A 13,474-nucleotide genomic window follows, 5' to 3' on the forward strand; every position below is an offset into this window, starting at 1 on the left:
GTAGAACTACGGAGCGCTGTCCACCAGCACGGCATAGCGCCGGATCAGCTGCGCGAGCGAATCGCAGTCGAGCTTGGCGAACAGGTTGGCGCGGTGCGTCTCGACCGTGCGCGGCGACAGCGTCAGCGTGCGCGCGATCTCCTTGTTGGTGAGCCCCTGCACGATGAAGGCCAGCACCTCGCGCTCGCGCTCCGACAGTTGCGCCACCCGCTCGCGCGCCGCGTTGTCGGCCTGCGAGCGTTGGCGCGAGCGCACGTGCTGCCGCACCGCCTGCTGCAGCGCCTCGAGCAGTTGCTCGTCGTCCACCGGTTTTTCGAGGAACTCCGCTGCCCCGGCCTTGAAGGCACGGCGACACATCTCGACCGTGCCGTGGCCCGTCAGCATGATCACGGGCTGGTCGACGCCCTGCGCCACCAGCCGGTCGAGCACCGTAAGACCGCTGATGCCGGGCATGCGCACGTCGAGCACTATGGCGCCCACGCTCGCGCGATCGAAACCGTCGATGAAGGCTTGCGGATCGGCCCAGGCCTGCACGCGCAGGCCGACCGTGCCGATCAGCAGCGACAGGCTGTCACGCACCGCCTGGTCGTCGTCGATCAGGTGGACCAGCGGGGATTGCGGCTGATGGGTGCTCGGTATGTTCATTGAGACGGCGCAACAAGCGGAAGCAGCAAGGTGAAGCGCGCGCCGCGCGGCGAGGCGTTGGCCGCGCTCAGGCTGCCGCCCATGCCGCTGGCCAGCGTTTCGCTGAGGCTCAGGCCGAGGCCCAGCCCGCCTTCGCGTGTGCTGAAGAAAGGTTCGAAGAGGCGCGGCAAGGCTTCGGGGGCGATGCCGCGTCCGTTGTCGGTCACGGTCAGCACGCCCTCCTGCCCATTGCGGCCGACGGATACGACGAGGCGCCGCTCGGCCGCCGGCACGAGGTCGAGCGCCTGCAGCGCGTTCATCAGCAGGTTGTGCACGATCTGTTCGAGCGCCACCGCCTCGGCCTGTACGCGCACCGGCGCCTGCGCAGTGGCATCGAACTGCGCGTTGATCGCGTGTTTGGTGAACTCCGGCACCAGCAGGTGCATGGCGCTGCGCACTACCTCCTGCAGCACCAGCGGCTTCGCTTCTTCGCCACCCGCCTCGGGCCGCTCGATGACGCGGCGAAGGCGCCCCACCACACCGGCCGCGCGGCGCGCCTGCTCCACGGCCTGCCCCATCGCGTCGCGTGCCGTGGCCAGGTCAGGAGGATCGTCGTCGAGCAGGCGGCGCGCGGCCTGCGCGTTGGCCAGCACAGCCGTGAGCGGCTGGTTGAGTTCGTGCGCCAGGCCGGCCGACAACTCGCCCAGCGCATTGAGCCGCGCGACCTGTCCAAGCCGCAGCAGTTCTTCGGCCCGCCGCCGCGCAACGCGCTGGCGCTGCGCGGCCCACAGGCCCGCCAGCAACACCGCAATCGCCACGGCCCAGCCGGCGATGCCACGCCACGGCAGTTCTCCCCAGCCCACCTGTCGCTCGGCAACGAGGTCGAACGGCTGGCTCGGCGACGCCAGTGGCTTTGTCAGGTCGAAGCGCCAGCCGTTCGCGGCCGGCACGCCGGGTTGCAGCACCAGTTGCTGACCGTCGCGCTGCAGGCTCAGCCGCACGGGGCTGCGCTGCGGGTTCATAGGCCAGTCGCGCCACGGCACGGAGCCGGCCAGGTCGATGTCGAGTGCATAGCTGAACGGTGTGGCGCCGATCACCAGCACGTAGCGGCCGTGGACCAGGTCGAGAACCGCCAACTCTGCGCGCTGCTGGCTGCGCGAGCGCGCCTCCGCCGCGGCCAGTGCAGCGGCCTGCGCGCTGTCTGACCAGGGCTCGTCGCGATCGCGCCGCTGCACGCGCAGGATCGACGAGTACACCGAGGGCAGGCGCTGCTCCGGATGGTCCGCGCCGGTGCTTGGCTCCAGCAGCGCAAGCGTGGCCAGCACCGCGTCGTACTGCACCATCTGCTGGCTCAGGAGCCGGTGCGCGATGCGCACGTCGGTCTCGAAGTCCTGATGCATCTGCGCCAGCTCTGCGCGCGCGATCCACACCGCGCCCACGGCGGTGAGCGCCAGCCATGCCAGCCACCAACCACCCTGCGTCCGCAACCACTGTTTCATGGCGCGGATTGTGCCCGGCGCGGCAGGCCTGTTCGATGTTGGCCCAGAATGCGAGCCCAGACATGGCTGAAGTACAGGACTCCCTTTTCCCCGAACTGCCGCGCCCTCAAGAGGCGGCTGCGGCCCCCGCCCCCGAGCCACCCGCGAAAAAGAAATCGCGCACCGGCACGGTCGAGCCCGCGCCCACCGACCCGGAGCTGGTCGAGCTCGCCGCAGCACTGCCGCCCAAGCTGCGGCTAGGCACCTCGTCGTGGAGCTATCCGGGTTGGGCCGACCTGGTGTGGGACGGCGAATACGCCGAGACCGTGCTGTCGAAAAACGGCCTCTCCGCACTGGCGAAGCACCCGTTGTTCCGCACAGTGAGCCTGGACCGCAACTTTTACCGCGCCCTCACAGCCAGCCAGTACGCACGTTACGCGGCCATGGTGCCCGACGACTTCCGCTTCGTGGTGAAAGCGCCGAGCCTTGTCACCGATGCCACCGTGCGCGATGAAAGCGGACGCGGCATGCAGGCCAACCCCGTCTTCCTCAGCAGCGAGATCGCGCGGCAGGAATTCGTGCTGCCCGCGCTCGAAGGCCTGGGCCATCGCATCGGCGTGCTGGTGTTCCAGCTGAGCCCGATTCCCGGGCACATCCTCGCCGACCAGCCCGCGCTGCTCGCGCGCATCGCGGCAATGCTCGAATCACTGCCCGACCTCACATCGGTCGCGCCCGACGCGGTGATCGCCGTCGAGGTGCGCGACCCGCAACTGCTGAACCCCGCCTTCGCCGAAATGTTGCGCAGCGTGCGCGCCACCTTCTGCATGGGCCTGCACGCCAAGATGCCCCCCATCGAAGAGCAATTGCCCATGTTGCGCGCGCTGTGGCCCGGCCCGCTGGTGTGCCGCTGGAACCTGCACCGGCGCCACGGCCGCTTCGGCTACGAAGACGCGGAAAAGCTCTACGGCCCGTTCGACAAGATCGTCGACCCCGATCCCGAGACGCGCGAGGCACTGGCCAAAGTGATTGCGGGCACCACCCGTGCAGGCCAGAACGCCTTCGTCACCGTGAGCAATAACGCCGAAGGCTGCGCACCGCTGACCATCGCCCAACTGGCGCGCGACCTCACCGGCTTGACGTCGCGTTAGCCTATGTTCTGCTTGGCAGCGACCGTCATCTCGACCTCGACGGTCGCATTCTTCGGCAGCGCATAGACACCGACCGCCGTGCGCACATGCACGCCGGCATCGCCAAACACGCGGTGCAGCAGGTCGGATGCGGCATCGGCCACCTCGCTCTGCTGGGTGAAGTCGGCCGTGCACTGCACGAATACGCCCACGCGCAAGACCTTCTCTACCGCATCGAGCGAACCGAGCGCGCGCCGCAGCAGCGCGAGGCTGCGCAGTGTGCTGATCTGCGCGCCTTCGCGGGCCTTGTCGAGCGACACCGCGTCGCCGACGCGGCCGGTAACCACCACCGTGGTGCCCACGCGTGGCACCTGGCCGCTGAGGTAGATCGTGCGGCCGTCGCGCACCAGCGGCACGTAGTGGCCGCCGGCGATGATCTCGCCGTCGAAGCTGTGGCCGAGTTCGGCGGCAATCTGGTCGGCGATCTGGTCCCGGGTCTTTTCTGCTGTCATGGCTGTTCCGTGAAAGGGAGCGTCATTGTCGCCAGCCCTTTCGCGGCAGAACAGATACAGACGGTGCAGACAAGCGGCAGAACAGATCAGCCCTCGAACGCGAGAAACACCCGCCCGCCTTCGATCTTCACCGGATAGCTGCGCAGGTCTTCCGTGAGCGGCGCGCACATCGCCTTGCCTGTGCGCACGTCGAAGCGCCCCTGGTGCAGTGGGCATTCGATCTCGTGGCCTTCGAGAAAGCCGTCGCACAGCCGCGCGTGGCCGTGCGTGCAGATGTTGTCGGTGGCGTGAATGCCGTCCTCGGTGCCGTAGAGGGCAATGTCCCTCCCCTGCACCTCGATACCCACCACGTCGTCGGAGGGAACGTCGTCGACTGCCGCGGCGTCGACCCAGGTCATCGTGCTCATGGTTGCTTTCAGATGGGGTAGATGATGGAGTTCGGGATCATTTCGCTGTCGAACACGCACAGGCGCGTGGCGAACTTCAGGCCCTCGGGCGTGGGCACCACGGTGTCGAGGTAGCGCCCCACGTTGAACACGGTCGAGGCCTGGTCAAGCTTGGTGCGGAACACCGCATAGTTGGCCTCGCTATGAATCGTGCCGTTGTCATCGACCTTGTGCACCAGCGGCAGTCCGACGACGTGGCGCTGGTAGTACGGGTCGTGGAACAGCGTCTCCTTGATGCCGTAGACCCGGTCTTCCAGCATGCCCCGGCTCTCGAAGGAGAGCGTGGCCAGCGGCAGGTTGCGCTCGTGGTTCTCGCGCGGCTGCAGGCGGTAGCTGCATTGCTCGATGAAGAACGCAGGCCACAGGTCCCAGTTGCCGGAATCGACGGCATGCGCGTAGGCCGCGTAGAGCCGCGACAGATCGAGATAAATGTTGGCGTCGAGGTTCGTCATGCTTCCATCACCTCGCGCCAGTAGCGATACATGCCGCGGATCAGCGTCTCGGTCACCATGTGATCGGTGTTCTCGACCTCGCGTCCGCCGAGCTCGGCCAGTGTGCGGTGGAAGGGCTTCTGCTCGAAGCCCTCCTGCGAGAACTCGATCACCTCGCCGTCGTCGGCCGAGACGAAGCCGGCCGGCCCGAACAGATTGGCCTGGCGCAGGCGTCGCTGCGTCATCTCCTCGGTGTCGTCCTCGAAGCCGAAATGCGTCCAGACGAAATCGAAGGCATCGTGCCCCACCGGCTGGATATGCCGCGTCGACACGCTGTTGACCTGCTGCTGCAGGATCAGGCTCGGAAACAGCGTCATCATCACCGCGGTCGGCCCGCCCCACCAGGGCTCGGGCACGATGTCGAGAAAGCGCGGATCTTTCAGCTGCATGCTCTCCTTGAAGCTCGACACCTGCGTGACCTGCGCAGCCTTGCCGGCGTTGCCGCGCGTGGAAATCATGGCGGCGTGGCGGCCGCGAGCGTCCATCTTCAGCTCCGACTTGTTGTCTGCGCGCCAGAGCCCGAAAGTGACGAACCAGGTGTGCAGCAGGCCCGGGTGATACGGGTCCTTGATGTTCTCCTGCATGAGCTTCCAGTTGCCCGGAATGCGCTGGCGGTTGTAGCCGAGGATGGTGAGCTTGCGCCCATCGAACAGGCGGTCGAAGTAATGAAGGATGTCGGGGCCGAGGAAGTCTTCGAACGACTCGATTTCATGGTCGAACGACGCGAACACCACGCCGCCGCGCGAGGCCACCTTGAGCTTGGTGAGGCCGTGCTCCTCGGTCTTGAAGTCGGCCGGCATGCCGCCGTTGACCTTGCCGTCCTGCTTCACGCCGCGGCGAAACGGCACGCCCTGAAGATCGCCCTTGAGCGTGTAGTTCCACTGGTGGTAGGGGCAGACGAACTCCTTGCGGTTGCCCTGGCGCTCGCGGCAGAACTGCATGCCGCGGTGGGCGCAGACGTTCTCGAAGACGTGGATGGCACCCTCCTCGTCGCGCGACATCACGACCGAGCGTTCGCCGATGGTGGTGCGCTTGAAGTCGCCCGGATTCGGGATCTCGGCTTCCAGGCCGACGTAGCACCAGTGCTTTTCGTAGAAGAAGCGCTGCAGCTCCTTCTTGTGCAGTGCCTCGTCGGTATAGGCCATGAAGGGAATGCGGCTGCTCTTTTCGCTTTCCCATTTCAGCTCGATGGGGAACACGGCTTGCGTGGTCATCGCGGGTCTCCTTTTCTTTTCTCGTGGATCTTCGCTTCAGGTGCCTTGCAGGTAGAAGGCATCGGCATGGGTTTGCTCGGGGGCAAGGCCGCGACCGCGCACCAGTTGCGTCACGGCCTCGACCATCGGCGGCGAGCCGCAGAGGTAGGCGCGCCAGCCATCGAGGCTGCCGGGCCAGTCGGCGCGAATGGCGTCGGTAATGAGGCCGACGCGCTGGCCGTCGCGCGCGGGGCCGGTGACGACGATCACGTGGACGTTCAGGCCGGAGTGCTGCGCCTGCAGCTCGCGCAGTTCCTGCAGGCCGTAGACGTCGGCATCGGAGCGCACGCCCAGGTAGAGGTGAATGGCCTGCTTGAGCCCCGCCGCGATGGCGCCCCGCACGATCGACAGGATGGGCGCCAGCCCCGTGCCACCCGCTGCGCAGAGCATCGGCCCTCGATGCTTCGTGCGCAGGTAGGCCGTGCCCAGCGGCCCGCTCACGCGCACCGAATCGCCTACGCACAGTTGCTCGAAGATGTGCGCCGTGACTCGCCCGCCGGGCACCCTGCGCACGTGGAATTCAAGCTCCGAGTCGTGGCTCAGCCCCGCCATCGAATATGGCCGTGCCAGGTCGGGCGCGAATTGCAGCTGCGCATACTGTCCAGGAGAAAACTCCAGCGGCTTGTTCGGCTTCAGGCGCAGGCGGCGGATGTCATGCGTGAGCACGTCGATACCGGTGACAGTGGCCTTGAGGATGCGCGCCGGGTGCACCACCACTTCGTCGGGCTCCGGGATCTCGATGGCGCAGCTTTCGGTCAGCGTGCTCTGGCAGGCCAGCACGTAGCGCTCGCCTTGCCCGTCTGGCCGGATCGCGTCCTGGCCAGCGTCGAGCACCTGGCCCGAAACCACCTTGCAGCGGCAGGTGCCGCAGCGCCCCGACATGCAGCTGTACGACACCGGCACATGGTGCTCGCGCAGCACTTCGAGCAGGTTCGCGCCGGGGCGAACTTCGAGGGTACGGGCAAGGGGGTGAATATGCAGGTCCATCGTGGGGTTCTCTTGCGCCGGCGTCATGGCCGGCTTGTCTCTGGGGCCGGATGATGCGCGGCCGCTGCCGATTGACCAATAGAATTTGGTGAATCCTCTGCATCACCACGATGAATAAAGGTGCGCCATGCAACTCAAGGACATCGACCTCAACCTGCTGCTCGTGTTCGACCGCATGCTGGCCGAGAAACGCGTATCGGCCGTGGCCGAGTCACTCGGACTCTCGCAGCCGGCCATCAGCAATGCGCTGGCGCGGCTGCGCAAGCTGCTGGGCGACGAATTGTTCCTGCGCACCGCGCGCGGCATGGAGCCCACGCCCTTCGCGCTGCAGCTGGCCGAGCCTGTCGCCTACGCGATGGGTGCGCTGCATACTGCGCTCAACCAGCAAGTGGTGTTCGACCCCGCCACGAGCACGCGCGGCTTCACGCTCGCGATGACCGACATCGGCGAGATCTACTTCACGCCACGGCTGATGGAGGCGCTGTCAGTGGCGGCGCCCGGCGTGACCATCAGTACCGTGCGCAACAACACCGCGGCCAGCCTGCGCGACGAGCTGGAAGCCGGCCACGTCGACATCGCCATCGGCCTGCTGCCGCAGCTGAAAGCCGGCGTGTTCCAGCGCCGGCTGTTCCTGCAGCGCTATGTGTGCATCTTTTCAAAGGAGCATCCGCTCGCACGCAAGCGCAGCGTGTCGCTCAAGGACTTCAGCGCGGCCGACCACGTGCAGGTGCAGGCGGCCGGCACGGGCCATGGCAAGGCCGACGACGTGATGGCGGCTCAGGGCATTCACCGGCGTATCAAGCTCAAGGTGCCGCACTTCGTGGCCATCGGCCACATCCTGCGCTCCAGCGACATGATCGCGACCGTGCCCGAGCGGCTCGCGCAGAGCATCGCCGAGCCTTTCGGGCTGGTGTGGCGCCCTCACCCGGTGGCACTGCCGCAGATTGCGATCAATCTGTTCTGGCACGCGAAGGCGCACCGCGACCCGGGCAACCAATGGCTGCGCGGGCTGCTGTTCGACAACTTCGCGGACGGCGATTGATCGCGACTGGCAGGGAGACGCCGCACGCTCGCCTCAGGCGACCGCAGTGTTGTCAGGCCACCGGCCCAGCACCTCGTGCACGCCCTCGCCGACGTGACTGTCGATCAGAACGAGCGACCCGGCAGTCCACCGGACTGGCGCTTCGAGCGCGTGCTTCTCGAGCTTGCGCCGCGCGTAGGCGACGGTCATGTGCGGCGTGAATGAGCGCGAGGGTTTCAGGCCGGCATCGGCCAGTGCCTCGCCCAGGCGCTGCCTGAAAGCCCGCAGGGCCGAGCCGCTCTCCGCATCGTCGGCGCACAGCACCAGCGCGCCTTTCGCGTAGCTCATGGATTTCTCGAAAACGACATCGAATGCCGGCACAGGCACCGAGGCGGCAGCGTTCGAAGCCTGCGCCACCTTGTCGGCCGGCACCTGCGCGTAGTCGCCGAGATCGAACAGCGTGACATGCAGGCGATGCGCCTCGACCAGCGTTCCCTTCAGGGCGTGTTGCGAATTCATGCGCTCGCCGAGCGCGGCGATCATCGCGGCGTCTTGCATGTCGGGGAGCAGTGCGAAAAAGAGTGCGTGCGGCAGTGGTTCCTTGCGGAGCACCTTGCTTCGTGGACGCGGCAGGGGCCGCGGCGGGGGATCGATTCCGGGAAGAAAAAGCTGTTCTGGCATTGCTCCGATCATCGCGCATCGAGAGTGCGCTTCATGAGCCCTTCAGCAAGCACAAAGCTCTTCTTCAGATTGGAATTTGAGAATCGTCGCACGCCGGTGACCGGGTCAAACAGCCGGTCACGCGTCGCACAAATCTCAACAGATCCAACCAGGAATTTCATCTTGAAGCATTCGCTTGCCTGCTCTGCCCTCGCCGCACTTTTGCTCGGCACCACTGCCATCGGCGCGCACGCCGCCGCTCCGAACGCAGATACCGGACTCTATGTAGGCGGCGCCATCGGCCGCTCGAGCTACAGCCTGCCGTCGTCCAACCGCGTGCCCATGCCATGGGGCGGCGAGAAGAGCAGCAAGGCCGGCACGGCCTACAAGCTCTACGGCGGCTACAGGCTGACGGAAAACTTCGGTGTGGAAGCCGGCTATGCGCGCCTCGGCCGCGTAAGCCAGTGGAGCTCGGGCGGCGCCTACTCCCGCCTGCAAAGCGGCACGGGCCAGGTCTTCTACGCAGCCGCCACCGCGCGCCTGCCGCTGGGCGATTCCTTCGCCATCAACGGCCGCCTCGGTGTTTCGCGTGGACGCATTTCCGGCGACAACAACTGGGTGCCGGTCAACCAGCGCATCTCGGGCAGTTCGACCGGCGTAATGGCAGGCTTCGGCGCGGAGTACCGCATGACGCAGAACCTTGCCATCACCGCGGACTACGACTACTTCGGCAAGCTGTCGAAGCAGGCCAAGGGCGGCATGCTGACGGTGGGTCTGAAGGCGAGTTTCTGACCGAAGTGGTAGGCCGGAAGCCCGGCCTACCTATGGCAGACGCATGTCCGCGAAATGCGGCAAATCACTCCCACTCGATCGTCGCCGGCGGCTTGCTCGAAACGTCGTACGTCACGCGATTGATGCCCCGCACTTCATTGATGATGCGGCCCGACACCTTCTTGAGCAGCGCATAAGGCAGCTCGGCCCAGTCGGCCGTCATGAAGTCGCTGGTCTGCACGGCGCGCAGTGCCACCACGTAGTCGTAGGTGCGGCCGTCGCCCATCACGCCCACGCTCTTCACGGGCAGGAACACGGTAAAGGCCTGGCTCGTGAGGTCGTACCAGGTCTTGCCCGTTTCGGCGTCGGTGAAGTTGCGCAGCTCCTCGATGAAGATCGCGTCGGCGCGGCGCAGCAGGTCGGCGTATTCCTTCTTCACTTCACCGAGGATGCGCACGCCCAGGCCCGGGCCGGGGAACGGATGGCGATACACCATCTCGGGCGGCAGGCCGAGTGCCACGCCGAGTTCGCGCACTTCGTCCTTGAACAGGTCGCGCAGCGGTTCGAGCAGCTTCAGGCCAAGCTGCTCGGGCAGGCCGCCCACGTTGTGGTGGCTCTTGATGGTGACGGCCTTCTTGCTCTTGGCGCCGCCAGACTCGATGACGTCGGGATAGATAGTGCCCTGCGCCAGGAAGGTCGCACCCTTGTGGCCACCGTCGCCCGCCTTGAGCTTGGCGGCCTCCTGCTTGAACACGGTGACGAACTCGCCGCCGATGATCTTGCGCTTGGCTTCAGGGTCGCTCACGCCTGCGAGCTTGCCGAGGAACAGGTCGCTGGCGTCGACGCGGATCACCTTCGCGTGCAGCTTGCCTTCGAACATCTCCATGACCATGTCGCCCTCGTTCAGGCGAAGCAGGCCGTGGTCGACGAACACGCAGGTCAGCTGGTCGCCGATGGCGCGGTGGATGAGCGCGGCTGCCACGCTCGAATCCACACCGCCCGAAAGGCCGAGGATCACTTCCTCGTCGCCCACCTGCTCGCGGATTTTCTCGACGGCTTCGGCGATGTGGTCGCGCATGACCCAGTCGGGCTTGGCTTCGCAGATGCCGAGCACGAAGCGCTCGATGATCGCCTTGCCCTGCACGGTGTGCGTCACTTCGGGGTGGAACTGCAGCGCGTAGTAGCGCCGCGCCTCGTCGGCCATGCCGGCGATGGGGCAGCTGTCGGTGCTTGCCATGAGCTTGAAGCCCGGTGGCAGTTCGGTGACCTTGTCGCCGTGGCTCATCCACACGTTGAGCATGCCGTGGCCTTCAGGCGTGGTGAAGTCGGCAATGTCCTTCAGCAGCGCGGTGTGGCCATGGGCGCGCACGGCCGCGAAGCCGAACTCGCGCTTGTGGCCGCCCTCGACCTTGCCGCCGAGCTGGTGCGCCATGGTCTGCATGCCGTAGCAGATGCCGAGCACGGGCACGCCGAGGTCGAACACGGCCTGCGGAGCCTTGTCGGTGGTCTCTTCGTACACGCTGGCGTGGCTGCCGGAAAGGATCACGCCCTTGAGGTGGCCGTCGGCGGCGTATTGGCGCACCCATTCGTCGGTAACGTCGCAGGGGTGCACTTCGCTCAGCACGTGCGCCTCGCGCACGCGGCGTGCGATGAGCTGCGTGACTTGCGAGCCGAAGTCGAGGATGAGGATCTTGTCGTGTTGCATGGCGAAAGGACTCAGAGCGTTGAAATGTCGAACAGCTTGACGCCCGCTTGCGGCGCCGCCTGGATGAGGTGCTCGTCGAAGGTGGCGAGCGGGAGATTGAGCGACTTGGCGAGCCAGAGGTAGCCCGCGTCGTAGAGCGAGACGCCGGCATCGATGGCGACCGCGAGCACAGCCTTGTGCTGGGCCGGCGCGAGTTCATGCAGCTCGACGCGATGGCGGATGGCGTCGAGCACGCTCCACAGCCCTTCGACCGCGGACGCCGGAATGCGGCCGCTGCGTACGCCATTGGCAAGAATGTTGGCGCACTCCCACTGCCAGGCGTTGGGCGCCTGCGGCTCGACCTCGTCGCGGCGGATGGCGGCGTAGAGCTTGCGGGTGTGTTCGCTGGCCATGTCGGGCAGCAGCCAGGCGGCGGTGACGGAGGCGTCCATGACGAAGGCTGTCACGATTGGCGCCCTTCGTCGAGCAAGGCGCGCAATGGCAGGCCGGGTTGGATGGTGGCGTGCAGCGCGTCGATCTGGCCGAGTTCGCGCTCGATCTGCTCGTCGGTGATGACCGGCTTGCGGCGCACCGGCAGCATGCGCACGACTTCCTTGCCGTGGCGGGTGATGCGAACCTCCTCGCCCTTTTCGACCAGGTCGATCAGGGCCGAGAAGTTGTTCTTGGCTTCAGCGATGCCGATGGATTGCATTTGGGCCAGAAAATTTGAATCTGGCCCAAATTCTAAACCCATTCTGGCCTGACTTTCAAGGTCTGGCCAGAATGGGCTTCAGGCCGACGCCGGGCCGTCCCAAGGCGGCCTGCGGCCCCCTTGGGGGGCAGCGACCCACACGCAGTGGGGGAGCGTGGGGGCCAGACTACTCGGCGCGGTAGTTCGGCGCTTCCTTCGTGATCTGCACGTCGTGGACGTGGCTCTCACGGATGCCGGCCGTGGTGATCTCGACGAACTCGGCCTTGTTCTGCATGTCCTCGATGGTCGCGCAGCCGCAGTAGCCCATGCTGGCGCGCACGCCGCCAGCCATCTGGTAGACGATGGAGACGATCGAGCCCTTGTAGGGGACGCGGCCTTCGATGCCTTCGGGCACCAGCTTGTCGGTGTTGGGGTTGCCGGTGGTCGATTCCTGGAAGTACCGGTCGGCACTGCCCTGCTGCATCGCACCGATCGAGCCCATGCCGCGGTAGCTCTTGTAGCTGCGGCCCTGGTACAGCACGATTTCGCCCGGTGCCTCTTCGGTGCCGGCGAACATGCTGCCCATCATGACGGTGCTCGCGCCGGCCGCGATGGCCTTGGCGATGTCGCCCGAGTAGCGCACACCGCCGTCGGAGATCAGCGGAATGCCCGTGCCCTGCAGCGCGGTGGCGACGCTGTCGACCGCCATGATCTGCGGCACGCCCACGCCGGCCACGATGCGGGTGGTGCAGATGGAGCCCGGGCCGATGCCGACCTTGACCGCGTCGGCGCCGGCGTCGGCCAGCGCGCGCGCGGCGTCGCCGGTGGCGATGTTGCCGCCGATGACTTCGACCTGCGGGTAGTTTTTCTTGACCCAGCGCACGCGCTCGATCACGCCAAAGCTATGGCCGTGGGCGGTGTCGACCACGATGGCGTCGACGCCGGCCTTCACCAGGGCTTCGACGCGCTCTTCGGTGCCATCGCCCACGCCGACCGCAGCGCCTACGCGCAGGCGGCCATTGGCGTCGCGTGCGGCATTGGGGAAGCTGGTCTGCTTCGTGATGTCCTTGACGGTGATGAGGCCCTTGAGCTCCCAGTCGCCGTTGATGACGAGCAGCCGCTCGAGCTTGTACTTGTTGAGCAATGCCTTGGCTTCGGCCAGCGTGGTGCCGTCGGGCACGGTGATGAGCTTCTCGCGCTGGGTCATGATTTCGCTGACCGGCACGTCATAGCGGTTCTCGAAGCGCAGGTCGCGCCCCGTCACGATGCCAACGACCTTGCCGCCGTCAACCACCGGGAAGCCCGAGATGCCGAGCTGGTCTGACAGCGCCATCACCTGGCGCACCGAGTGCGTCGGGGTGATCACCACCGGGTCGCGCAGAACGCCCGACTCGTAGCGCTTCACGCGGGCCACTTCGGCGGCCTGCTGTTGCGCGGTGAGGTTCTTGTGAACGATCCCGATGCCGCCCTCTTGCGCGATGGCGATCGCCAGGCGGGCTTCGGTCACGGTGTCCATGGCCGCCGAGACGAGCGGCAGGTTCAGCGTGATGTTGCGGGAGAGTTTGGTGGCGAGGGAGGTGTCCTTGGGCAGGACCTGGGAGAACGCTGGCACCAACAACACGTCGTCGAAGGTGAGCGCTTTGCCGAGAAGGCGCATGGGTGAAGCTCCAAAAGACGGATTGTAACGAGGCGCCCGACCTGTTCGCCGGCCCGGGCTTTTCATGGGCGT

16 protein-coding genes are annotated in these 13,474 nt (G+C 66.5%); 3 read left to right on the forward strand and 13 right to left on the reverse strand.

The window, feature by feature from the left end; all coding sequences use genetic code 11:
- Window positions 1–6: 6 nt before the first annotated feature.
- Both BLW48_RS07620 and BLW48_RS07625 read right to left on the reverse strand, forming a co-directional pair.
- Complete coding sequence (locus BLW48_RS07620) at window positions 7–645, reverse strand: response regulator transcription factor (RefSeq protein WP_093173836.1); 639 nt, start codon at window positions 643–645, stop codon at window positions 7–9.
- Window positions 642–2,123 carry a sensor histidine kinase gene (locus BLW48_RS07625; protein ID WP_093173838.1) on the reverse strand — a complete coding sequence of 494 codons (1,482 nt, stop codon included), beginning with the start codon at window positions 2,121–2,123 and terminating at the stop codon, window positions 642–644. The genes BLW48_RS07620 and BLW48_RS07625 overlap by 4 nt, the downstream gene beginning before the upstream one ends.
- Window positions 2,124–2,185: 62 nt before the next feature.
- Here BLW48_RS07625 and BLW48_RS07630 point away from each other — a divergent pair, with 62 nt between their 5' ends.
- Entirely contained in the window at window positions 2,186–3,250 is a 1,065-nt protein-coding gene (locus BLW48_RS07630) for a DUF72 domain-containing protein (protein WP_093173840.1), read from the forward strand.
- Here the strand turns inward: BLW48_RS07630 and BLW48_RS07635 are convergent.
- The 5 genes from BLW48_RS07635 to BLW48_RS07655 all read right to left on the reverse strand — a co-directional run bounded on the left by BLW48_RS07635 (window position 3,247) and on the right by BLW48_RS07655 (window position 6,918).
- Window positions 3,247–3,741, reverse strand: a complete 495-nt coding sequence (locus tag BLW48_RS07635) for a RidA family protein (RefSeq protein WP_093074548.1) — start codon at window positions 3,739–3,741, stop codon at window positions 3,247–3,249. The genes BLW48_RS07630 and BLW48_RS07635 overlap by 4 nt on opposite strands.
- A gap of 86 nt (window positions 3,742–3,827) precedes the next feature.
- Entirely contained in the window at window positions 3,828–4,148 is a 321-nt protein-coding gene (locus BLW48_RS07640; protein ID WP_093074550.1) for a non-heme iron oxygenase ferredoxin subunit, read from the reverse strand.
- An 8-nt stretch (window positions 4,149–4,156) separates the two neighbouring features.
- Window positions 4,157–4,639, reverse strand: coding sequence for an aromatic-ring-hydroxylating dioxygenase subunit beta (locus tag BLW48_RS07645; protein ID WP_093173842.1), 483 nt, complete (start codon window positions 4,637–4,639; stop codon window positions 4,157–4,159).
- A complete protein-coding gene (locus BLW48_RS07650; protein WP_093173844.1) occupies window positions 4,636–5,892 on the reverse strand; it encodes an aromatic ring-hydroxylating dioxygenase subunit alpha in 1,257 nt (418 codons plus the stop codon). The genes BLW48_RS07645 and BLW48_RS07650 overlap by 4 nt, the downstream gene beginning before the upstream one ends.
- 36 nt (window positions 5,893–5,928) lie before the next feature.
- Window positions 5,929–6,918, reverse strand: a complete 990-nt coding sequence (locus tag BLW48_RS07655; RefSeq protein ID WP_093173846.1) for a 2Fe-2S iron-sulfur cluster-binding protein — start codon at window positions 6,916–6,918, stop codon at window positions 5,929–5,931.
- A gap of 127 nt (window positions 6,919–7,045) precedes the next feature.
- Between BLW48_RS07655 and BLW48_RS07660 the strand changes: the two genes are divergently transcribed.
- Window positions 7,046–7,960 (forward strand): LysR family transcriptional regulator, encoded by a 915-nt coding sequence (locus BLW48_RS07660; protein WP_093054799.1) that lies wholly within the window; start codon window positions 7,046–7,048, stop codon window positions 7,958–7,960.
- A gap of 33 nt (window positions 7,961–7,993) precedes the next feature.
- Here BLW48_RS07660 and BLW48_RS07665 read toward each other — a convergent pair whose 3' ends face one another.
- Both BLW48_RS07665 and BLW48_RS35365 read right to left on the reverse strand, forming a co-directional pair.
- Complete coding sequence (locus BLW48_RS07665; RefSeq protein WP_256330731.1) at window positions 7,994–8,497, reverse strand: 2'-5' RNA ligase family protein; 504 nt, start codon at window positions 8,495–8,497, stop codon at window positions 7,994–7,996.
- 131 nt (window positions 8,498–8,628) lie between these two features.
- A complete protein-coding gene (locus BLW48_RS35365) occupies window positions 8,629–8,781 on the reverse strand; it encodes a hypothetical protein (protein WP_177142293.1) in 153 nt (50 codons plus the stop codon).
- A gap of 1 nt (window position 8,782) precedes the next feature.
- Here BLW48_RS35365 and BLW48_RS07670 point away from each other — a divergent pair, with 1 nt between their 5' ends.
- Window positions 8,783–9,391, forward strand: coding sequence for a porin family protein (locus tag BLW48_RS07670; protein WP_177142294.1), 609 nt, complete (start codon window positions 8,783–8,785; stop codon window positions 9,389–9,391).
- 64 nt (window positions 9,392–9,455) lie between these two features.
- Here the strand turns inward: BLW48_RS07670 and guaA are convergent, their stop codons facing one another.
- From guaA to guaB, 4 genes are all read right to left on the reverse strand, one after another.
- Window positions 9,456–11,075, reverse strand: a complete 1,620-nt coding sequence (gene guaA, locus BLW48_RS07675; protein ID WP_093173852.1) for a glutamine-hydrolyzing GMP synthase — start codon at window positions 11,073–11,075, stop codon at window positions 9,456–9,458.
- Window positions 11,076–11,086: 11 nt separating this feature from the next.
- The gene (locus tag BLW48_RS07680; protein WP_093054789.1) at window positions 11,087–11,506 is read right to left on the reverse strand and encodes a type II toxin-antitoxin system VapC family toxin; all 420 of its coding nucleotides are present in this window, start codon (window positions 11,504–11,506) and stop codon (window positions 11,087–11,089) included.
- A gap of 11 nt (window positions 11,507–11,517) precedes the next feature.
- Window positions 11,518–11,766 (reverse strand): type II toxin-antitoxin system Phd/YefM family antitoxin, encoded by a 249-nt coding sequence (locus tag BLW48_RS07685; protein ID WP_093074566.1) that lies wholly within the window; start codon window positions 11,764–11,766, stop codon window positions 11,518–11,520.
- 166 nt (window positions 11,767–11,932) lie between these two features.
- Window positions 11,933–13,402, reverse strand: coding sequence for an IMP dehydrogenase (gene guaB, locus BLW48_RS07690; protein WP_093054786.1), 1,470 nt, complete (start codon window positions 13,400–13,402; stop codon window positions 11,933–11,935).
- Between the last annotated feature and the right edge of the window lie 72 nt (window positions 13,403–13,474).

The sequence above is a fragment of the Variovorax sp. YR266 genome, from assembly GCF_900107295.1.
Lineage (GTDB): Bacteria > Pseudomonadota > Gammaproteobacteria > Burkholderiales > Burkholderiaceae_C > Variovorax.